General features: G+C 63.0%; 15 protein-coding genes. 5 read left to right on the top strand and 10 right to left on the bottom strand.

The window, feature by feature from the left end:
• Positions 1-631 precede the first annotated feature (631 nt).
• Positions 632-2,860, top strand: coding sequence for a Hint domain-containing protein (locus RA26_RS00345; RefSeq protein ID WP_039178311.1), 2,229 nt, complete (start codon positions 632-634; stop codon positions 2,858-2,860).
• A gap of 96 nt (positions 2,861-2,956) precedes the next feature.
• Here the strand turns inward: RA26_RS00345 and RA26_RS00340 are convergent, their stop codons facing one another.
• The 7 genes from RA26_RS00340 to RA26_RS22875 form a co-directional block, all read right to left on the bottom strand.
• A complete protein-coding gene (locus tag RA26_RS00340) occupies positions 2,957-3,538 on the bottom strand; it encodes a nucleotidyltransferase family protein (RefSeq protein WP_039178308.1) in 582 nt (193 codons plus the stop codon).
• Positions 3,539-3,790: 252 nt separating this feature from the next.
• On the bottom strand, positions 3,791-6,208 hold the full coding sequence (locus RA26_RS00335) for a GcvT family protein (RefSeq protein ID WP_039178306.1): 2,418 nt from the start codon (positions 6,206-6,208) through the stop codon (positions 3,791-3,793).
• A 107-nt stretch (positions 6,209-6,315) separates the two neighbouring features.
• Positions 6,316-7,950 carry a membrane protein gene (locus tag RA26_RS00330; protein ID WP_039178302.1) on the bottom strand — a complete coding sequence of 545 codons (1,635 nt, stop codon included), beginning with the start codon at positions 7,948-7,950 and terminating at the stop codon, positions 6,316-6,318.
• A gap of 28 nt (positions 7,951-7,978) precedes the next feature.
• Positions 7,979-9,289 carry an HlyC/CorC family transporter gene (locus RA26_RS00325; protein ID WP_039178299.1) on the bottom strand — a complete coding sequence of 437 codons (1,311 nt, stop codon included), beginning with the start codon at positions 9,287-9,289 and terminating at the stop codon, positions 7,979-7,981.
• Positions 9,290-9,366: 77 nt separating this feature from the next.
• Positions 9,367-10,308, bottom strand: a complete 942-nt coding sequence (locus RA26_RS00320) for a site-specific tyrosine recombinase XerD (RefSeq protein WP_039178295.1) — start codon at positions 10,306-10,308, stop codon at positions 9,367-9,369.
• Between the two features lies 1 nt (position 10,309).
• Positions 10,310-11,827: a hypothetical protein gene (locus RA26_RS00315; RefSeq protein WP_039178291.1), complete on the bottom strand. Its 1,518-nt coding sequence runs from the start codon at positions 11,825-11,827 to the stop codon at positions 10,310-10,312.
• Positions 11,817-11,966 (bottom strand): hypothetical protein, encoded by a 150-nt coding sequence (locus tag RA26_RS22875; RefSeq protein ID WP_175392908.1) that lies wholly within the window; start codon positions 11,964-11,966, stop codon positions 11,817-11,819. Before RA26_RS22875 ends, RA26_RS00315 begins: the two co-directional genes overlap by 11 nt.
• Positions 11,967-12,047: 81 nt before the next feature.
• Here RA26_RS22875 and RA26_RS00310 point away from each other — a divergent pair, with 81 nt between their 5' ends.
• Positions 12,048-12,638, top strand: a complete 591-nt coding sequence (locus RA26_RS00310) for a shikimate kinase (RefSeq protein ID WP_039178287.1) — start codon at positions 12,048-12,050, stop codon at positions 12,636-12,638.
• Positions 12,638-13,744, top strand: a complete 1,107-nt coding sequence (gene aroB, locus RA26_RS00305) for a 3-dehydroquinate synthase (RefSeq protein ID WP_039178283.1) — start codon at positions 12,638-12,640, stop codon at positions 13,742-13,744. Before RA26_RS00310 ends, aroB begins: the two co-directional genes overlap by 1 nt.
• A 79-nt stretch (positions 13,745-13,823) precedes the next feature.
• Here aroB and RA26_RS00300 read toward each other — a convergent pair whose 3' ends face one another.
• Together RA26_RS00300 and ssb are read right to left on the bottom strand one after the other, a co-directional pair.
• A complete protein-coding gene (locus tag RA26_RS00300; protein ID WP_082015725.1) occupies positions 13,824-16,019 on the bottom strand; it encodes a methyl-accepting chemotaxis protein in 2,196 nt (731 codons plus the stop codon).
• Between the two features lie 368 nt (positions 16,020-16,387).
• Positions 16,388-16,897 (bottom strand): single-stranded DNA-binding protein, encoded by a 510-nt coding sequence (gene ssb / locus RA26_RS00295; protein ID WP_039178280.1) that lies wholly within the window; start codon positions 16,895-16,897, stop codon positions 16,388-16,390.
• Between the two features lie 232 nt (positions 16,898-17,129).
• Here ssb and RA26_RS00290 point away from each other — a divergent pair, with 232 nt between their 5' ends.
• Both RA26_RS00290 and RA26_RS00285 read left to right on the top strand, forming a co-directional pair.
• On the top strand, positions 17,130-17,714 hold the full coding sequence (locus tag RA26_RS00290) for a lytic transglycosylase domain-containing protein (protein ID WP_039178277.1): 585 nt from the start codon (positions 17,130-17,132) through the stop codon (positions 17,712-17,714).
• A 118-nt stretch (positions 17,715-17,832) separates the two neighbouring features.
• Positions 17,833-18,207, top strand: a complete 375-nt coding sequence (locus tag RA26_RS00285) for a hypothetical protein (protein WP_039178274.1) — start codon at positions 17,833-17,835, stop codon at positions 18,205-18,207.
• 153 nt (positions 18,208-18,360) lie between these two features.
• Here the strand turns inward: RA26_RS00285 and RA26_RS00280 are convergent, their stop codons facing one another.
• Positions 18,361-20,451, bottom strand: a complete 2,091-nt coding sequence (locus RA26_RS00280; protein WP_039178270.1) for a dipeptide ABC transporter ATP-binding protein — start codon at positions 20,449-20,451, stop codon at positions 18,361-18,363.
• Positions 20,452-20,489: the final 38 nt, after the last annotated feature.

Raw genomic sequence — 20,489 nt, 5'->3', positions numbered from 1 at the left:
GATTTTCACGCGATCGGGGAAACAAAAACCGGATATCGCGCATAATTGATTGCCGTTTCGCCCCTAATGTCAGGGCTGCACTGGCAGAATGAGGCAGAGGGCACTGGCTGCGCCTGGAAAATTCCATGTTTCGTAAATGGAAACCAAACCGGCGCTGAAACCGCCTATGTATGGCGGAAATAGCATGTTTGGCCCTATCTGAGACGCGATTTTGGGCGGAAACTGGAAACAGTCAACGGAATCCAGGTCCATAGCGGAGCGCAATTTTCCAGCCGTGTGGAGAAATGAGGGGAAATTTAGACAATTTTTTGTCTTTGTCGCCCGCTGCGCCTAAAGTATTCATGATTCAGCCCATTGGGGGGGCATGTTCTGCAAGCTGCTGGACTGTGGTGGACTGCTAAAATTTTATTTTAAGTCTTCGTGCCGTAGTAAGTGCACTCCACTGATCCGAAAAGCGAATGCAATCCGGCTGCGTGCTGCTTGAGCACGCAAACCAGAGCGCGTGTGTGGTCTGGCCCTCTTCCTGCATGGGCGGGTGTTTTTTTGGCGGCATTCCGCGTGGCTGCGCGACTGCCTGGCTGGTCCGGACGATGGGGCTTGGGACCTGCCCGGCGAGGAGAGGGTGAAGACTATGAGCGACGAAAATCCGAATCCGGAACTGGACGGAATCGTAGAGGGTACCGCAGGCAATGACCTGATTGACGGGGCCTACACCGGCGACCCCGAAGGCGACATGGTCGATAACGCAGACGCGATTGATCCGGGTGCGGGGCCTGATGACGACGTCATCGTCGCTGGCGGCGGCGATGATACTGTCTACGCCGGTTCTGGCAGCGACACTGTGGACGGCGGCAGCGGAAACGACCTGATCCTCGGCGATGGCGTCTCGGGTGTCTATGAACCTGTAAAGATCACCATTTCCTCGACCAGCGCGGCTTTTCAGAACCAGGTCTTTGCTTACACGATTGACCCTGAAACCGGCGAAATCAGCAATATTGTGGTGCTGTCAGAGAACGCCAATGCGGACGTGGGCGAGACCTACACCTATGATGCGCCCGCTGGTGCGGTGATCGGTGTTGGCATCATCAGCCCGCAGGGGACCTTCTATTCCTCGGGTTACGGCGACAATGCGGATCTGAATCCCGACGGGCTGGACCATACCAAGGGAATCTATGAGTTCCCCGATGGTTCAGTGCAGCTGGGGTTCGAGGACCTGCGCAACCTGGGCGACAGGGACTTCAACGACGTCAAGCTGACCGTTGATCTGGGCACCTCCGGCACGACGCTGGACAACGCGCATTACGACTATTCTTCCGAACCCGTGGACCCGGTTGTGCCGGGCGACGACAGCCTGAGCGGCGGCGAGGGTGACGACACCATCCTGGGCGGCGGCGGCAACGATACGATCGACGGCGGCGACGGTTCCGACTCGGTGGAAGGCGGCGATGGCGACGATGTGATCGACACCTCCAGTGACAGCGGCTACCCGCTGCCCGACCGCAGCTTCCCGGGCTACACCGGCACCGATCCGGATATTCCGTTCATCCCGGCCGATGCCGATCCCTATGACGACCGCGATACGGTTCTTGGCGGTGCTGGCAACGACACCATTTCCACCGGGGATGATGCCGACCTGATCGACGGCGGCACCGGTATGGATGTGATTGATGGCGGTATCGATGACGACACCATCGATGGCGGCGCGGATGCCGACCTGATCACCGGCGGCGAGGGCTCCGACCTCATCGAAGGCGGCAGCGGTGACGATACCATCTATGGCGGCCTTGACCCGGCGTTCCCGGACGGGCTGAACATCACCGATGACGGCGGCGACGGACGTCCGGCAGACCCCGATCCCACCAACGGCATGGACACGATCCACGGTGGCGCCGGCAACGACGTGATCTATGGCCAGGATGACGACGACGAGATCTATGGCGGCACCGGAAATGACACCATCGATGCAGGCATCGACGATGACTATGTCGACGGCGGCGACGGCAATGATGTGATCACTGGCGGCCACGGCGCCGATACGCTGTCAGGCAGTGACGGCCGCGATACCTTCATCGGCGGCACGGCCGGTGATGTCGTGGATGGCGGCTCAGGCGGTGATGATTTCGACACCCTGGACCTGCGCGGTTCCGGCCCGTTCGAGCTGACTGGTGTCACGGTTGATCCGGACGGCAATAGCCTGTCGGGTACTGTGAACTTCCTCGATGAGGACGGCGACGTAACCGGCTCGATGACCTTTGGCGAGATCGAGCAGATTATTCCCTGCTTTACGCCGGGCACACTGATCGCAACTCCGCAGGGGGAGCGCAAAGTCGAGGATTTGCAGGCTGGCGACCGGGTGATCACCCGCGACAACGGCATTCAGGAAATCCGCTGGGTTGGCACCCGCACGCTGCAGGCCGGAGAGTTGAAAGGCGCCGCGCATCTTCAGCCGGTGCTGATCCGCCAGGGCGCCCTGGGCAATGGTCTGCCGGAGCGTGACATGATGGTCAGCCCGAACCACCGGGTACTGGTGGCAAACGACAAGACCGCGCTCTACTTCGAGGACCGCGAAGTGCTGGTTGCGGCCAAGCATCTGACCGGCCTGGCTGGCGTGGATCCGGTCGAGGTCGACAGTGTGACCTACATCCACTTCATGTTCGAGCAGCATGAGGTTGTGCTGTCCGACGGTGCCTGGACCGAAAGCTTCCAGCCCGGCGATCAGTCCCTGCGCGGGCTGGACAACGCACAGCGCAATGAACTGTTCGAACTGTTCCCGGAACTGAAGTCTCAAAAGGGCCGCGAGGGTTACACCGCCGCGCGCCGCTCCCTTCGGAAACACGAGGCGCATCTGCTTGTGCACTGAAAAGTGCAGCTGCCGTCTTGGGGGAGTCGGTGGTTAAGAGCGTAGCGCAGGAAGGCAGGGTCTTGTGCCCTGCCTTCTCTGCATTTGCAGGGTGTGTCAACGGTTCCGGCGCCAAGCGGCCCAGTCTTCCGGCGTGTCCAGATCGGTCACCGCGTGACGGCCGGGCAGGGAGACGGGCTGCACCGTTTCCGCCTTCAGGAGGCTGCGGGCGCCTTGATCTCCGCTCAAGGTTCTCAGAGCTTTGAAACAGCGTTGCGGAAACAGCACCGGATGGCCCGGCGTGCCGTCCTCTGCCGTTGCGCGCAGGATGGGGCTGTCATGTCCGCTGAAATACGCGGCAAGGCGCAGCATGTCCTGGGCCGTTACTTCGGGCATGTCGGCGGGCAGGATCATCACCGCCTCTGTTCCTGCGGGCAGCGCTGCAATGCCGCGGCGGATAGAGGCGGCCATGCCCTCTGCAGCGTCCGGCACCGGAACCTGGATTGCATCGCCTGTTGCTGCCGCCCGCGGATGAGACGGGCCGGGCAGGGTGACGAAAACCGGCAGCCCGGTCAGCGCGGCGCGGCGGCACATCAGGGTGAGCAGCGGCTGGCTGTCCACCTCCTCCATCAGCTTGTCGCGGCCCCGCATCCGGGAGGAGGCACCGGCGGCGAGCAGGAGAATGGCGATGGCGGTCATGACTGTTCGGAACCTCGGCTTCTGCCGGGCTGTTGGATGCCTCCGGCGGGGATATTTTTAGCCAGATGAAGAGACGGAGCCAGCGAAAGCTGCATAGGTCAGCAGGATTTACCGAATGTTTCGCGCGCGAAACATTCGGGTGCCGGCACTGACCTATGCGTTGCGCGGATTTCGCAGCGTCAGCGTGCGCTGATATGGCAACAGGGCGGATTCAGGTCAGGCGGGCTGACCTGAATCCAGTGCTTTTGGGGCTCAGCCGCGCATCCGGGCGCCGTCGGCGTCGAACAGCGGTTCGGTGACCAGCCGGGCCTTGTACATCTTGCCAAGGATTTCGATCTCCACTTCCAAGCCTTCAACGGCTTTCCCCGTGGGGACAAACCCCAGCGCGATGGATTTCTGCGCATAGTGCGAGTAGCCGCCGGAGGTGCAGAAACCCACGACCGCGCCGTCGAGCCAGATCGGTTCATAGGCCACTACATCGGCGTCGTCTGCCGCGACCTCAAAGGCGCAGAGCTGGCGGGCGGGGCCCGCGTCGCGTTCGGCCTCGGCTGCCGCGCGGCCGATGAAATCCGCGTTTTTCTTGAAGGAGATGAAGCGGTCCAGCCCGGTTTCCGCAGCGGTGTAGTCCGGCGAGAATTCCCGCAGCCAGGAGCCGAAGAACTTGTCCAGACGCAGCGACATCATCGCCCGCATGCCAAAGGGCTTCATGCCCAGCGGCTGACCCGCACTCCACAGCGCATCCCAAAGGGCGCGCTGGCTGGGCAGGTCGCAGTAGATCTCATATCCCAGATCGCCGGTATAGCTGACCCGCTGCACGATGCAGTCGGCCATGCCCACGGTCAGGCGGCGCACATCCATGAAGCGCATGTCCGAAATGTCGGACCGGGTGCAGGCTTGCAGTACCTCGCGCGCCTTGGGGCCTGCGATCTGGAAGCCGTTGCGGGTGTCGGAGATGTTTTCGAGGGTAACGCCCGCGTCCAGGTTCTGAAGGAACCAGCGCATGTGGTAGGCCTGTGAGCCGTAGGAGGCCGTGAGCTGGAACTCTTCTTCCGAGAGGCAAGAGATGGTGAAGTCACCGATCAGGCGGCCCTTGGGGGACAGCATCGGGGTAAGCGACAGGCGGCCCGGCTGCGGCACCCGGCCGGCCATGATGCGGTCGAGCCAGGAACGGGCGCCGGCGCCCTTGATCAGGTATTTTCCGAAGTTGTGGACCTCGTTGATGCCCACATTTTCGCGGACCGCCTTGACCTCGCGCGCGGTTGCCTCGAATGCGTTGGAGCGGCGGAAGGAGGGGGTCTCGTACCGCGGTTCATCCCCTTCGGCAAAGTAGTTCGGGACCTCCATGCCGTATTGCGCGCCCCAGACGGCGCCCATGCCGTCAAAGATGTCGTACATCGGGGTGGTGCGGAACGGGCGGGCCGCTGGCAGCTCCTCGTTCGGGTAGGCGATGGAGAAACGTTTCTGATAGTTTTCAATGACTTTCGGGCGGGTGTAGCCCGGGGTGATCCAGTCGCCGAAGCGGGCGCAGTCCATGGCAAAGGTGTCGCGCTCGCATTCACCTTCGACCATCCACTGCGCCAGCATCAGGCCGACGCCGCCGCCCTGCGAGAAGCCGGCCATGACCGCGCAGGCGGACCAGTAGTTGCGCATACCCGGCACCGGGCCGACCAGCGGGTTGCCGTCGGGGGCAAAGGTGAAGGGGCCGTGGATCACTGATTTGACGCCTGCAGCCTCCAGCGCCGGGAAGCGTTTGTAAGCGAAGGCGATGGAATCCTCGATCTTGTCAAAGTCATCGGGCAGCAGTTCGTGGCCGAAGTCCCAGGGGGTGCCATCCACCGCCCAGGGTTTGCAGGGCTGTTCGTAGAAGCCGATGCAGAGGCCGCGGCCTTCCTGGCGCAAGTAGCTTTCGCCGGCCGGGTCCATCACATGCGGGTGCTCGCCGCCGCCGTCAATGATCTCGGCAATCATCGGCACCTCGTCGGTGACGATATACTGGTGCTCCATCGGGTGCAGCGGGAAGTAGACGCCGGCCATGGCGCCGACCTCGCGTGCCCAGAGGCCGCCTGCGTTGACCACATGCTCGGCGTGGATGGTGCCCTTGTTCGTCACCACATCCCAGGTGCCGTCCGGGCGCTGGTTGGTCTCGATCACCTTGCAGTGGGTCTCAATGCTGGCGCCGCCCATGCGGGCGGCCTTGGCATAGGCGTGGGTGGTGCCGGAAGGGTCGAGGTGGCCGTCCAGCGGATCGTAAAGCCCGCCGATGATGCCGTCCACGTTGGTGACGGGGGCGATCTTCTTGATTTCTTTGGGGGAGACGATTTCGGTCTCCAGCCCCATGAAGCGGTGCTTGGCGCGTTCGGCCTTCAGCATGTCGAAGCGTTCCTGGGTCTCGGCCAGGGTGACGCCGCCGACGTGGTGCAACCCGCAGGACATGCCGGTGATCGCTTCCAGCTCTTTATAGAGCTTGATGGTGTAGCCCTGCAGCGCCGCCATGTTGGTGTCGCCATTGAGGGTATGGAAACCGCCCGCCGCGTGCCATGTGGAGCCGCTGGTCAGCTCCGAGCGTTCGATCAGCATGACGTCCGACCAGCCGAGCTTGGTCAGGTGGTAGAGGACAGAGCAGCCGACGACGCCGCCGCCGATCACTGCCACGCGGGTGGTGGTTTTCATGGTTCCCTCCCTGAATAGGCGTTTCCTGCATTCTGTACAGAAGTGAACAGTAGTCCAGAAGAAAAACGGCACGGCGTGCCGCTATTAGGCCGCCGGAAGGAGCGAAATCACTCGGAGGTGCGGAAGCGGCTGTTCTGGATGAGGAAAATTGCCGTCAGAGGGGCGGCCAGGAGAATGACGCCAACGGTGATCAAGAGCATACCGAGCTGGGAATAGTCTGCCGGCGTGGTGACGGCGCCTGCCGAATCTGTGACCTCGCGGGTCACCACGAAGATTTCGTTCAGGTATTTGGTGCCGAGGCTGGAGGCTGAGAGCGCAAGGTTGGTGAAGGAAGCCATGACCGCAAAGAAGGTGGCCTTGAGCCCCGAGGGGGCGTTGCGGGCGATCCAGGCGAGCATCGGGATCATCGCGACCTGGCCGAGCGGGGATTCCACCGCGGTGTCGACAATGGCAATAAAGCGGGCATCGACAATGCCGCCGGTCATCGCGGCGGTCCAGTGGTGGGCGCCGTAGTAGAGCGCGATGTTTGGCAGGCTGAGGAGGGCCTCGGTGATCGCCAGAAAGGCAACAATCCAGGCGATGGGACGGCTGGCCATCAGCGGTCGGAAGATCAGCATGCCGACCAGCGTCAGCAGTGAGGTGATGAGGGAGAGGACAGACAGGAACTGCTGGTCAAAGCCCAGCACATCTATCTCGAACCACGTGGCGCCGGGGCCGCGCAAAGGCGTGGCGCGGTAGACGAAGATGATGATGGCGGTGCCAATGAGGGCGCGGGCGTGGTCGGTTGGCAGCACCGCAACCAACTGGCGCATCAGAAACAGCACGATGGCCATGGATCCAGCAAAGACGATTTCCTGCGAGTAAGGCACATCACCCAGCCCGACGGCCAGCGACAGCGCGACAAAGGCGCCGCCGCCGATGAAGTACCAGTGGTTTGGGGCGACCGGCTCTCGCGGGAGGTCTATGCGGCTGCGGATTTCAGATTCGGCCAGGCCTTGGCGGCGCAGAGCGGCGGCCTTGCGCCACTTTTGCCAGATCGCCAGCGCCACGCCAGAGAGGGAAATCACCGGGATCAGCAGGGCGAGGGTGAAGACAAAGCCATAAAGCGCGCCCTTGTCCGCCTGCGTCATTGCATCTGCGCCGTCGAACAGGGCGACGTTCAGCGCCGCAGCGGCGCTGGAGCCGCCAATCAGCGCGATGCGGCCAAAGGTCTGCATGGTGGTGTGCAGGGACTTGGTCTCAGCCTCGGGCAGCGGATTGCCATGGGTATCCACATGCGGCACCGCCTCTACCGACATCGCGTCTGCTACCACGTCTTGCAGCACGAAACCGCAAGGGGCCAGCAGGGCTGCGGTGACATACCAGGCGCCAAGCGGCATCAGTGCGCCCATCATTTCCGGCTGCAGTGCGATGGCAGCCAGAATGGCGTAGCTGGCCGCCATCAGCGCCGCACCAGCGAGGATCAGCAGGTATTTCCAGCGCCAGATCAGGTCGACCAGATGGCCGAGCGGCATCTTCAATGCCCAGGGCAGCCCGACCCAGAACGCCAGCCCGGCCAGGAATGCGGCGGAGAGGTCGAGGTATTCCTTGACGTAAAAGGACGCGGCGACGGTGCTGATGCCCTGCGCGCCATAGGCGAAGTAGATCAGCAGCGGCGGCAGGAAGGACCAGCGCAGCTGTCGGAACAACTCCAGCACGATGCTGTCGAACCAGCCCCAGGCTAGCACCGCCGCACGGGTCATGAATGTCCTCCGGTCAAGCCCGCGCCAGTCAAGACAGCGGCCGGATCTTCAGTTCGGTCACACGGTTGCCCTCGCGCGCCGTCACCTCGAAACGGAAGCCGTGGAAGGAAAACACCTGGCCCTTGACCGGGATCATCTGGGCTTCGTGGATCACCAGGCCCGCAACGGTATTGGCTTCGTCATCCGGCAGGCTCCATTCGGTGGCCCGGTTCAGGTCACGGATGGTGGTGGCGCCTTCGACCAGATAGGAACCGTCGGCGGTCCTTTTGGCGACGCTTTCCTCCGCGGGGTCGAATTCGTCGGTGATTTCGCCGACGATCTCTTCCAGGATGTCCTCCAGCGTGATCAGCCCCTGCAGGGCGCCGTATTCATCCACCACCAGCGCAAAGTGCGAGCGCATCCGCAGGAACTGGCGCATCTGCTCGTCCAGGGTGGTGGTTTCGGGCACGAAATAGGGGGCCTTGGCCACTTCCGCGATGTCAAAGGATTTCAGGCGGCCGGAATCGGCTTCCGTTCCGCCGGCCTGCTCATACATTGCCCGGAACAGGTCCTTGGCATGAACCACGCCGATGATGTTCTCCTGCTCGCCGCGGAACACCGGCAGGCGGGTGTGCTGGCTCTGCAGGCACTGTTCCAGGATGGTCTCTGGTTCTGCGTCCGCGTCGATCATCTCAATGTTGGAGCGGTGCAGCATGATCTCCTCGACAAAGCGGTCGGAGAGGTCGAGCGCGCCCAGAATGCGATCGCGGTCTTCCTTTTCGACCACGCCCTCTGAGTGCCCCAGCTGCAGGGCGCCCGCGATTTCCTCGCGCACCGCCATGATGTGGCTGTCGGGGTCGATCTGCACGCCAAAGACGCGCAGAACACCGCGCACGAACAGCCGCACCGCGCCCACGACCGGCGACAGGATCATGACGAGGAAACTGATCGGGGCCGATACCGCCGAGGCGGCCTTCTCGGCGTTGGAAATGGCGTAGGTTTTCGGCAGCACCTCGGCAAAGACCAGCACCAGCAGGGTCATCACCAGCGTTGCCATCGCGACACCGCCTTCGCCGAAGATCCGGGTAAAGAGCGCGGTGGCGAGAGAGGCTGCGAGGATGTTGACAACGTTGTTGCCCAGCAGAACCGAACCGATCAGGCGCTCATTGTCTTCGGTAATGACCAGCGCGCGCTGAGCCCCGCGGGAGCCCTTGTCGGCCTGGGCGCGCAGCTTGCCGCGCGAGGCGGCGGTCAATGCTGTTTCTGAGCCTGAAAAGAAGCCGGAAAAGACAAGGAGCAGCACGATGGCCCCGGCAGTGGTCCAGAAGGCGCTGTCGAGAACGGTGGAGGCGGTGTCCATGAGGGGTTCAGATGTCCAGTCTGTTTATTGTTCGCAGTATTTATGGGGTCTTAGCCCCGCCGCTTCAAGCGCCGCGGTTAATCGCGGCGGGCCAGTGGGTGGTGTTCGAGCACCAGTTCCTGCAGCCGCGCGTCCAGCACATGGGTGTAGATCTCTGTGGTGGCGATGTCAGCGTGGCCCAAGAGCGCCTGGATCGCGCGCAGATCGGCACCGTTTGCCAACAGGTGGGTTGCAAAGGCATGGCGCAGCGTGTGCGGCGTCACCTTGTCCGGGGAGATGCCGCCGGTAACCGCAAGTTCCTTGATCAACAGGTAGAACCGGTGCCGGGTCAGGTGGCCGGATTTGCTGCGGGACGGGAACAGAAAACGCGAGGGCGGGTGGCCCTTGGCCTCGCGCTCCGCGTCAGTCTCGTCCCGGACCAGCAGCCATTGCGCCAGTGCCTCGCGCGCCGGCGGCGACAGCGGCACCATGCGTTCCTTGCCGCCTTTGCCGAGGATCAGCAGCATCCGCGGGTCGCCGCGGGCGGCGGAAACCGGCAGCGAGACCAGTTCGGTGACCCGCATGCCGGTGGCATAAAGCAGTTCCATCAGGCAGGTGTTGCGCAGCCGGTCGGCCTCAGTCCGGCCGGTCTGGCGGGCGGCGTTCAGCAGGCGGTCGACCTCGATCACCTCAAGGGTCTTCGGCAGCCGCTTTTCCCGTCCGGGGCCGCGGATTTGAATCGCGGGATTGTCCTCGCGCCAGCCTTCTTCAAACGCGAAACGGTAGATTTGCTTGACCGCAGACAGCCTCCGGGCACGGGTGGAGCGGGCCAGCCCTTGCGCGTCGCAGTTGATCAGATAGGCCTCAACATCGTCCTGTGTGGCCGTCAGGAAGCTGAGCTTGCGGTGCTCCAGCCAGGCGGTCAGGTCCTTGAGGTCGCGGCCATAGGCCAAGAGCGTGTTCTGCGAGGCGCCGGTCTCAGCCGCTTGGGCGTCGAGGAAAGTGGAGATCCACTGGAAATTGTCGCGCGGGGCCGCCATTTCAGCCGCGCTCCAGCAGCATCAGCTGAAGGGCGGCGCGGCGGGCGGTGTCCTCCAGCCCAACGGCGCGGAAGGCGGCGAGGGCGGCGGTGAGGTCGCCAAGATTGCCGTCGGCACCTTGGGCAAACAACACCATGCTGCGCAAGATCGCCTCGCCCAGCTGGCCGTTGTCCAGCAACCGGCGGATGGCTTGCGGCGCGGAAGCCTCCGCGGCAAACCCCAGCGAAATGGCTTCTGCCAGCGGTGACGGTGCGGCGGCATCGCCGGGGCGGCCCTGGGCTAGGGCGGCCAGGAAATGATCGGCCGCGCCTGAGGCCTCTGCATCATGTGCAGCAGTTTCGTAAGCAGGCGACAGCAGGCGGATCCGCCAGGCAAGCTGAGCCGCCGACCCTGTCAGTTCTGCGCGCGCCAGCGGCTCAGCAAAGAGGTCCGCAAAGACGGTTTCGGTGCCGGCTTCCTGCATGGCCTTCCAGGCGCGGGGCAGGGATCTGGCAATGGCGTCAGGGCTGCCGGAACTCAGGTCGTCCTCAAGTTTCTGCACTGCCGAGACCCGGTCCCAGATACCGCCGGAGGCGGCGGGTTTGCGGGCGCTGAACAGGCCCAGATACTGGTTCGGGTTGAGCGCGCCGGCGCGGGCCAGCCGCTCTGCGGCTTCCAGCTGCGCCTTCCAGCCGGCAATGTCGCGCAGGTCGGCAGCGGCAAATGCCGGGGGCAGCGGGGCGGTGGGCATGCTCTCGCCAATGGTTTCAAACAGCCGGAAGGTCAGCGGGTCAGGATGCGCCGGGCGGCGCAGCGGCGGGGCCAGTTCGAACAGGTCCGGATTCAGGAACCTGTCGAGCAAATCCATCTGATCCTTGGGCAGCAGCTCCAGCGCGTGGGCTGTTTCAAGCATCAGCGCCGCGGTCGGCCAGTCGCCGCGCCGGGCTGCGCAGAATATCCGCACGGCGTAGCTGTCCGACAGATGCGGCGACGCGGTGAGGGCCGCGCAGGAGGCATCCTCGCTGCCGGTCAGCAGGGTGGCGTCGAACCAGCGGGCAAAGCGGTCCTTGCTGTCTGCCGGGCCTGCGTGCTCCACCAGTGCCTGCGAGGGATCGGTGGCCCCCAATGCCAGCAGCCGGTCGAGCCGGGCCAGCAGGATCCGGTCGCCGGTGGCGGCGGGCGGGCGGGTTTCCGACAACAAGAGGGTGAACAGCAGCGCCTGCATCGCCGGGCTGCCGCGCACCGGCACGGTTTCGATCAGATGGGTGATGTCATCGGCTGAGCTGCCGCGCCAAAGGTCGGCAGGCAGGCCGGTTGCGGCAGCAGGCACCAGCCCGACCGGAGGCAGCAAGGTTTCCAGCGGCGTGACGGATATTTGGGGCAAAGCAGCGGTCCCGGCGACGGGCGGTTCCAGCAGCACCGTGCCCGGCAGCCCGACCCTGGGTGCCGGCTGGTTCAGCCAGTCAATTGCCGCCAGCGGTTCGTTGGCAAGCGCGCTGCCTGCCAGCATCACTCCGGCGGCAGCCGCCTTAATCCGCATTCAGCACCACCGGTTTGCGCACTTCGCTGCTGGGCGCGCTGAAATCGGCACCGAACCAGGGGCCGACGTAGGCATATCCCACCAGCCCGATTGCAGCCAGAACCAGCAAGTAGACCAAATACTTAATCAATCGCCCCATAGTGCATCCAATGCCTGTTTCCTGCTCTTTTGCCCAAGTTATATATTCCCTTTTCGGCAAGATCACGTCATTCACTGAAGAATGAGCGAAAAAGAGCAAATCAGCGGCCAGAAGGCAGCAGCGCCGGTGCCGGGGAAATTGAAGAAGACCATCGTGATGGTGGGCATGATGGGGGCGGGCAAGACCGCCGTGGGACGGGCGCTGGCAGCCCGGCTGAACGCGCCGTTTCTGGACAGCGATCACGAGATCGAAGCCGCCGCCAACATGACCATTCCGGAGATTTTCGCCCGCGACGGCGAGCCGTTTTTCCGTCAGAAGGAGCGCCAGGTGATCGCGCGGCTGCTGGAAGAGGAGCGCGGCGTGCTGTCCACTGGCGGCGGGGCCTTTCTTGCAGAGGAAAACCGGCAGGTGATCACCGCCAAGGGCGTTTCGGTCTGGCTGAACGCTGATCTAGAGGTGCTGTGGAACCGGGTGCGCCACCGCGATACCCGGCCTCTGCTGCGCACCGCTGATCCGCGTGCGACACTCAGCAACCTGTATCACCAGCGGGTGCCGCTGTATTCCAAGGCCGATGTGTCAGTGGTCTCGGACGGGCAGGCCTCGATCGAAACCATGGTGGACCGCGTGCTGGACGCCTTGAAGGCACGCCCTGATGTATTGGAGTGGAATTGATGGAGCGCACGGTTCATGTGCCCCTGGGCGAACGCGCCTATGATGTGGTGATCGGCCCCGGCCTGCTGGCGCAGGCAGGAGAGCGGATCAGGCCGTTCTTGAGCCGCCCGCAGGTGGCGGTGCTGACGGATGAGACCGTGGCGGAGAAGCACCTGGAAACCTTGCGTGCCGGGCTGGCCGCCGCGGGTGTGGAGATGACCGCGCTGGCGCTGCCGCCGGGCGAGGCCACCAAGGGCTGGCCGCAGTTCACCCGCTCGGTGGAATGGCTGCTGGAGCAGAAAGTGGAACGGGGCGACGTGGTTGTGGCCTTTGGCGGCGGCGTGATCGGAGACCTGGCGGGCTTTGCCGGTGCAGTGCTGCGCCGCGGCGTGCGGTTCGTGCAGATCCCGACCTCGCTCCTGGCGCAGGTCGACAGTTCCGTGGGTGGCAAGACCGGCATCAATGCACCACAAGGAAAGAACTTGATTGGCGCTTTCCACCAGCCGTCTCTGGTGCTGGCAGACACGTCGGTGCTGGAAACCCTGACGGCGCGCGATTTCCTGTCCGGCTATGGCGAGGTGGTGAAATACGGGCTGCTGGGCGACGCGGAGTTCTTTGCCTGGCTGGAACAGAACGGTCCGGCGCTGGCTGCAGGCGACGTGGCAGCACGGGTCGAGGCGGTGGCGCGGTCAGTGCAGATGAAGGCCGATATCGTGGTGCGCGACGAGACCGAGCAGGGCGACCGGGCGCTGCTCAATCTGGGTCATACATTCTGCCACGCGCTGGAGGCGGCCACGGGGTATTCGGACCGTCTGTTGCATGGCGAGGGCGTGGCGATTGGCTGTGCGCTGGCGTTTGAACTGTCGTCGAAGCTGGGCCTTTGTTCACAGGAAGACCCCAGCCGGGTGCGCGCGCACCTGAAGGCGATGGGCATGAAGACCGACCTGGCAGATATTCCGGGCGACCTGCCCGGGGCAGAGGCGCTGCTGGATCTGATGGGGCAGGACAAGAAAGTGGTTGCCGGTCAGCTGCGGTTTATCCTGGCGCGCGGCATCGGCGAGGCGTTCGTGACCGGCGACGTGCCGCCGGAAATGGTCCTGGAAGTGCTGCGTAGCGCAGATGCCTGACCCGGTGCACAGAGTGCAGACAGTCAAAGGGCAGCCGCTGAGGCTGCCCTTTTTTGCTTTGCGGGCGGTGGTGCCGGCGTCAAGCGGCGCTGACGTTCAGGTCCTGGTCCCAGCTGTCGTCCTCATCGAAGTCGATAGCCATCGGCGGATGTGCTTCGGGTGCAGGCAAGGCGCTTGACGTGGAGCCTAATGTGAACTGGGTGACCTGTTCCCGCAGCTCCTGCGCCTGATCGGACAAGGATGTCGTCGCCGCGGTGGTCTGTTCGGCCATGGCGGCGTTTTGCTGAGCCATCATTTCCAGCTCGCCCACGGCAGTGTTGACATCGCTCATCTGCGCCGACTGGTCCTTCATGTTGCCGGCAATCTCGACAACCAGCGAGGAAATCTCGACGACCTGTTCGCTCACGGTGGCCATGGCCTGTCCGGCCTGATCCACCAGAGCCGCGCCGTTTTTGACCTGTTCGGAGCTGCGGGCGGTCAGCTCGTCGATCTGCTGGACCGCATCGGCGCAACGCTGTGCCAGCATCCGCACCTCCGAGGCAACAACCGCAAAACCGCGACCTGCTTCGCCTGCGCGGGCGGCCTCGACCCCGGCGTTCAGTGCCAGCAGGTTGGTCTGGAAGGCGATGTCCTGGATCACCTTGGTGATCTGGGAAATCTCCTGTGAGGATTCCTGCAGCTTGTCCATCGCGGTAATGGTGTCCTTTACCACAGCGTCGCAGGATTTGACCCCGTGCTGGGCGCTGTCCGCCAGTTCTTCGGCGCGGCCGGCGTTTTCTGCAGTCCGCTTCACATTGCCGGTCAGCTCGCCCACCGCATGGGTGGTTTTTTCCAGTGTCGCCGATTCCGCCTCTGTCCGGTGAGCAAGGTCCATCGAGGCCTCGGCAATCGACTTGGTGCTTTCATCGACGCTGCTGGTCAGTTCGGCGATCACGGAGACCGCCGCGCTGAGCGACGTCAGTGAGTCGTTAAAGTCCATGCGGATCGATTTGAATTCCTCCGGAAAGTACTCCGAAATCGGGTTGTCCAGCCGCTTGTGCTGCAGGTCCGCCAGAGCGCTGCCGATACGGCCGGTCACTTTCAGGATTTCCTCGCGGCGGTCTTTCTCCTCCTGCACGCGTTCTTCCTGCTTGCGCTGGGTGACGGTGCGCAGGTCCACCACATTGCGGGCAACCGCGCCGATCTCGTCCCGGCGTTGCGCGCCTGGAACCTCAACCTCGGTCTCGCCGGAGCCAAGCTTTTTCAGCGCCACGTTCAGGATCGACAGGTTCCTGGTCATGTCGCGGGCGATCACCGCGCTGAACAGCAGAACCAGTCCCAGCATGACAGCGGCAAAGATGGCCATCTCTGTCAGCATCAGCTTGTTGTGCGCATCAAAGGCTGCCATGTCGCGCTCCAGATGCTCGATCAGCAGCACTTCCTTCTTTTGCAGCACCTCGATGGCCTTGGTTGCGGCTGCAAACCAATCCTCGGCCGTCACGGCTTCACCGGCAGAGCCGTGCAGAATCGATTCGCGCATCCCGTCGAATTTCTTCATGGCAGGATCGCTGAAAAGATCTTTGACGGCGTCGCGGTCCTCTGCAGTTGCAAAGTTCTTGAAAGTGCTCAGACGTTCCTTGAACAGTTCATGATCGGCAAAGAAGGCTTCGCGGTCTTCAGGTTTCCACCCATGTTTGAACCCAACGGCACCGGCGGCACGTTCCAAGCCCGCGGCGTCGATTGCTCGCATGAAGAAAGACAGTGCCACGGCCTCCTGCGAGATCAGGGGATCATCAATGCCCTTGGCCATCGCCAGGCCGGTCTGGATGAGGGCCTCGTTCAGGTTCGTGTAGTAGGCAATCAGCTGCTCCAGCTTCAGGGAATGAGTGTCGATCTTCTGGCGGATGTCTTTCTTGCGGGCGAGTTCGGACTTGGCAAATGCGATTGCCTCTGCTGACTCGGACGGCAAAGATGCGGGATCGATGTGGCTGATCTCTTCGAGATAAGCGGCCATCTTGGCGTCATTTTCCTGGCGCACCTTGACCAGCTTTTCCGGCGGGGAACTGTCGGCACTTTCGAGATAGCTTGCGCTCAGCCCGCGTTCCAATTGCAGATTGTGGACCAGGCTGCTCATATGTTCCATCACTTCGCCGGCGAAGACCGTGTCGGCCTGGGCTTTCCGTTGCAGGTCGAGCAGGGTTTGCCCGATGAACCAAAAGCTGAGCAGCAGCGGTGCCGCCAGGAGCATCCCGATCTTGGTTCTGATCGAGAGATGCTGCAGAAAACGCATTCCCATATTCCGAATCCTTGATGTACCTTTTCACGACATATCCATTCAGCATCCGTGATATGTCTTAATTTTTGCCTAGCGCTGCGTACGCAGGGCGGGTCCCGAACCTGTTTGATGGGCCCGGATGTGTGCAGCTGCAAGCGCTCGGACGTCCAAGCCTGCGCATTGAAAAGACAGAAGAAATGGGACTTCAAAGGGGGCTGGATGCGCGCTTCGGGAAACGGTCGGCCGGGTGTTGCGCGGAGGGTGGCAGCCTGCTTAAAGCGTATGCCTGGCGCGCAATATTATCATGAAAGCACAGTAAAAAGCCCCCAGGAGGCGGTTCTCCCGGGGGCTTTGTAAGATTGTGGTTCAGGGAAACGGCTGCAGGCCGCTTAGAACGGGATTTCGTCGTCGTCGATGTTGTGGGAGGCACCGCCGCCAAAGTTGCCGCCGCCGCCTTGGGAGCCGCTGTCATACCCGCCGCCAAAGCCACCGCCCTGACTGCCGCCGCCATAACCGCCGCCCTGGCCGCCACCGCCGCCGCCTTCACCGCGGCCGTCCAGCATGGTCAGAGTTCCGCCGAAACCTTGCAGCACGATTTCGGTCGAGTAACGGTCCTGGCCGCTTTGGTCCTGCCATTTGCGGGTTTGCAGCTGGCCTTCGACGTAGACCTTGGAGCCCTTGCGCAGATACTGTTCGCACACGCGGACCAAGCCTTCGCTGAAGACAGCGACGGAGTGCCATTCAGTCTTCTCACGGCGCTCGCCGGTGTTGCGGTCCTTCCAGGTTTCCGAGGTGGCAATCCGCAGGTTGCAGACCTTGCCGCCGTTCTGGAAGCTGCGCACCTCCGGGTCGCGGCCCAGGTTGCCGATGAGCATGACTTTGTTGAGTGAGCCGGCCATGAAGTTTCGTCCTTCCGTCCTGATTTTCTTGTCTTGCAGCGGGCGGGGGCGAATCCGGCCGCACCGCGTTTCAGGCACAGTATAGTCCTGCGCCAAGCGTGAAAAGCAGGCATCTGTGGATGCTTTCTGCCGATTTTGCGCGGGCGGATCAGCTGTTCACGCCTGTGTTGCTTTAAATTTGCTCCGCATTAGTTATATTTGCGCAAAGTGGGACAGTGTCGGGACAGCGGAAATGCGCAAGACCGTTGCGGGTTTGGTAATTGCCATGGTTGGGGCAGGGCAGCCTGCGTCTGCCGATATGCTGGGAACAAAGAACCGGCGGGATCTGTTTGCCGCCCACACCAGGGTGCTGGATGGACGTGCCGCGACCCAGTACAAAAACTCTGTCCGGCTTCAACCCAAGACCTTCAGTATCCCGTCCTCCGGCGGCACGCTGCCTTACAGCGGCAAGTACCGCGGCCAGTATCTGGAGATGGCGCGCAGCGCAGCACGCCAGCACGGGGTGCCTGAGGATCTGTTCCTGCGTCTGGTGCAACAGGAGAGCAACTGGAACCCCAATGCCAAGTCGCACAAGGGCGCGCTGGGACTGGCGCAGCTGATGCCTGCCACGGCGCGGGCACTGGGGGTGAACCCGGCGGAGCCGAAGCAGAACCTGGAGGGCGGCGCGCGCTATCTGGCGCGCCAGTTCCGCAAGTTCGGTTCCTGGCGGCTGGCCTTGGCGGCCTATAACGCGGGGCCCGATGCAGTGAAGAAATACGGCGGGGTGCCGCCCTACAAGGAAACCCAGAACTACGTCCGCAAGATCTGGGGCAGCTGAGGCGGCGCAGGCGTTAACCTGTGGATAACTTTCCTTAATGCCGCGTTAACTCCGCCGGAGTGTCAAGCATTTGCCTTAATTTTTCGTGAATCTGTGCGCAGGTTCTGGAGGGAATGCCTTGTACATCAACAGCTTTGACGAACGCCTTGAACGCATTGACTGGCAGCCAAGCGCGGTGCCGACCCGGCATATGATCGACAGCGTTCTGGCCAGCCGTCTGCCGGTGCAGCCGCGCAGTGCGATGCTCAGCTTGGCTGGTGCGGTAACGGGTATCCTGATCGGCGTCGGGCTCAAGGGCATGACAGTAGCGGACTCACCGTGGGGACCGGACGCTGGCTTGGCCGGACTGGCTGGCAGCGGCCTCGCCGTGGCCGGTCTTACGGTTTCAGTTGCTGCGGCATTGTTGGCGGCAGCCAAGGGCAGCAAGGCGCCGCGGCTGATGCAATTCGCCTCGATCAATCTGCTTATGATTTCGGTTCTGCTGTTGAGCTGAAACGGATTTCCCCCGTGGGAGTGGGGGAGTGACGTGTAACCCCATGCGCCGCCAGCTGGCTGCGCATGGGGTTATGCTTTGGGGCGATGCCTGATGCATGAAAAAGCCGGGGTTCTGAACCCCGGCTTTTCTGTGGTGCATTGTTCTGGCGCGTTACTCGGCCGCAACCTTGATCACCGGCTTCATGCGCTCCAGCACGTCATCGCTGAGGTGGCATTTGATCTGGTGGCCGCCGTCCAACGTGCGCACCGGCGGAACCTCCTTCTCGCACAATCCGCCCGGGACCTCGGACTTCCAGCGGCAGCGGGTCTGGAACGGGCAGCCCGGCGGCGGGCTCATGGCTGACGGAATGTCGCCTTCCAGAACGATGTGTTCCTTCTCCACGGAGGTGTCGGCAATCGGCACCGCGCTCAGCAGCGCCTCGGTATAGGGGTGGTAGGGCGGCGCAAACACTTGGTCGGTGTCGCCCAGCTCCACCACATGGCCGAGGTACATCACCATTACCCGGTCAGAAAGGTAGCGCACGATCGACAGGTCATGGGAGATGAACAGGAGAGTCGTCTTCTCGTTCCTCTGGATCTCCATCAGGAGGTCGGTGACCGCGGCCTGCACCGACACGTCGAGCGCAGAAACCGGTTCATCCGCCACCACGATGCGGGCGCCGCCGGCAAAGGCGCGGGCGATGCCCACACGCTGCTTCTGGCCGCCCGACAGCTGCCGCGGCATCCGGTCGGCAAAGGCGCGGGGCAGTTTCACCAGGTCCAAGAGCTCCAGCATCCGCTTGCGGCGTTCGGCCTCGGAGTTGCCGATGCCGAAGATTTCCAGCGCCCGCATGATCTGGCGGCCGACGGTCATCGACGGGTTCAGCGTGTCAAACGGGTTCTGGAACACCATCTGCACGTCGGAAACGGTTTTGGTGTCGCGCTCTTCGATCGGGATCTGCTCGATGTTGCGGTTGTCGAGCAGGATCTGGCCCTCGGTGGCGGTCTCAAGTCCCATCAGCACCTTGGCAAAGGTGGACTTGCCGCAGCCGGACTCGCCGACGATGGCGAGGGTTTCGGACTCGCGGGCCTCGAAGCTCAGCGTTTCGTTGGCTTTCACCACCTTGGTGTCGCCGCCGCCGAACAGGGCGTTGGCGGCCACCTCGTAGTATTTCTTGAGGTTGTCCATCTTGAGGACGACCTTGCCGGGCGCGGTCTTTTCCTTCTGCTCGCCCACCGTGATCGGGGCGTTCCAGTCGATTTCCTGGAACTTCAGGCAGCGCGTCTCGTGCCGGTCGTTGCCGTGCACGGGGCTCATCGGGATCACCATGTCCTGATCGCAGCGGCCCTCTTCGAAGTAATCGCAGCGCGGGCCGAAGTTGCAGCCGGGCGGGCGTTCGTGGGGCAGGGGGAAGTTGCCGGGGATCGCCACCAGCGGGCGGCTGTTCTTGTCGGCGCCGGGCAGCGGGATCGAGCGGAACAGCGCCTGGGTATAGGGGTGCTGCATTTCGTCGAACACATCGTGGATTGAGCCGCGCTCTACCGCTTCGCCGGAATACATCACGCAGAGCCGGTCGCAGGTTTCCAGAACCAGGCCGAGGTTGTGCGAGATGAACAGCATCGAGGTGCCGTATTTCTTGCCCAGGTCCTTGACCAGCTCGACCACCGCGGCCTCCACCGTCACGTCGAGCGCGGTGGTGGGTTCATCGAGGATCAAGAGTGCAGGCTTGGACATCAGCGCCATCGCAATCACGATCCGCTGCTGCTGGCCGCCCGACAGCTGGTGCGGGAAGGAGTTCAGCATCCGCTCCGGGTCGGGCAGGCGCACGTCAGTCACCACTTCCAGCGCGCGGGCATAGGCTTCTTTTTCGCTGACCCCCTCGTGGATCATCGGCACTTCCATCAGCTGCTTGCCGATTTTCATTGCCGGATTGAGGCTGGCCATCGGCTCCTGATAGATCATCGCGATCTCGTTGCCGCGGATGTCGCGCAGTTCTTCTGCGCTCATTTCGGCCAGGTCGCGGCCCTTGAACTTGATGGTGCCGCCGACGACACGGCCGTTCTTGCCCAGATCCTGCATGACGCCAAGCGCCACGGTGGACTTGCCGCAGCCGGACTCGCCCACGAGGCCCACTGCCTCGCCGGGCTGAACGGTGACCGAGAAATCCATCACCGCGGGGATTTCGCGCAGCCGGGTGAAGAAGGAGATCGACAGCTTGTTAATCTCAAGGATCGGGCCGTCGTAGTCTGCCAGTTTGTTCATATTCTTTTCTCCCTGTTGAGGCTGGAAGGGACAGGATC

Origin of the sequence: Leisingera sp. ANG-M7 (assembly GCF_000813965.1) — a bacterium.
Lineage (GTDB): Bacteria > Pseudomonadota > Alphaproteobacteria > Rhodobacterales > Rhodobacteraceae > Leisingera.
Note: the sequence above shows the minus strand (reverse complement) of the source record. Positions and strands in the feature narration are given on the sequence as shown.

Excerpts from the sequence above, each read along its gene's own strand:
- RA26_RS00345 (WP_039178311.1), top strand. The coding sequence starts at position 632 with ATGAGCGACGAAAATCCGAATCCGGAACTGGACGGAATCGTAGAGGGT.
- RA26_RS00340 (WP_039178308.1), bottom strand. The coding sequence starts at position 3,538 with ATGACCGCCATCGCCATTCTCCTGCTCGCCGCCGGTGCCTCCTCCCGG.
- RA26_RS00335 (WP_039178306.1), bottom strand. The coding sequence starts at position 6,208 with ATGAAAACCACCACCCGCGTGGCAGTGATCGGCGGCGGCGTCGTCGGC.
- RA26_RS00330 (WP_039178302.1), bottom strand. The coding sequence starts at position 7,950 with ATGACCCGTGCGGCGGTGCTAGCCTGGGGCTGGTTCGACAGCATCGTG.
- RA26_RS00325 (WP_039178299.1), bottom strand. The coding sequence starts at position 9,289 with ATGGACACCGCCTCCACCGTTCTCGACAGCGCCTTCTGGACCACTGCC.
- RA26_RS00320 (WP_039178295.1), bottom strand. The coding sequence starts at position 10,308 with ATGGCGGCCCCGCGCGACAATTTCCAGTGGATCTCCACTTTCCTCGAC.
- RA26_RS00315 (WP_039178291.1), bottom strand. The coding sequence starts at position 11,827 with ATGCGGATTAAGGCGGCTGCCGCCGGAGTGATGCTGGCAGGCAGCGCG.
- RA26_RS22875 (WP_175392908.1), bottom strand. The coding sequence starts at position 11,966 with ATGGGGCGATTGATTAAGTATTTGGTCTACTTGCTGGTTCTGGCTGCA.
- RA26_RS00310 (WP_039178287.1), top strand. The coding sequence starts at position 12,048 with ATGAGCGAAAAAGAGCAAATCAGCGGCCAGAAGGCAGCAGCGCCGGTG.
- aroB (WP_039178283.1), top strand. The coding sequence starts at position 12,638 with ATGGAGCGCACGGTTCATGTGCCCCTGGGCGAACGCGCCTATGATGTG.
- RA26_RS00300 (WP_082015725.1), bottom strand. The coding sequence starts at position 16,019 with ATGGGAATGCGTTTTCTGCAGCATCTCTCGATCAGAACCAAGATCGGG.
- ssb (WP_039178280.1), bottom strand. The coding sequence starts at position 16,897 with ATGGCCGGCTCACTCAACAAAGTCATGCTCATCGGCAACCTGGGCCGC.
- RA26_RS00290 (WP_039178277.1), top strand. The coding sequence starts at position 17,130 with ATGCGCAAGACCGTTGCGGGTTTGGTAATTGCCATGGTTGGGGCAGGG.
- RA26_RS00280 (WP_039178270.1), bottom strand. The coding sequence starts at position 20,451 with ATGAACAAACTGGCAGACTACGACGGCCCGATCCTTGAGATTAACAAG.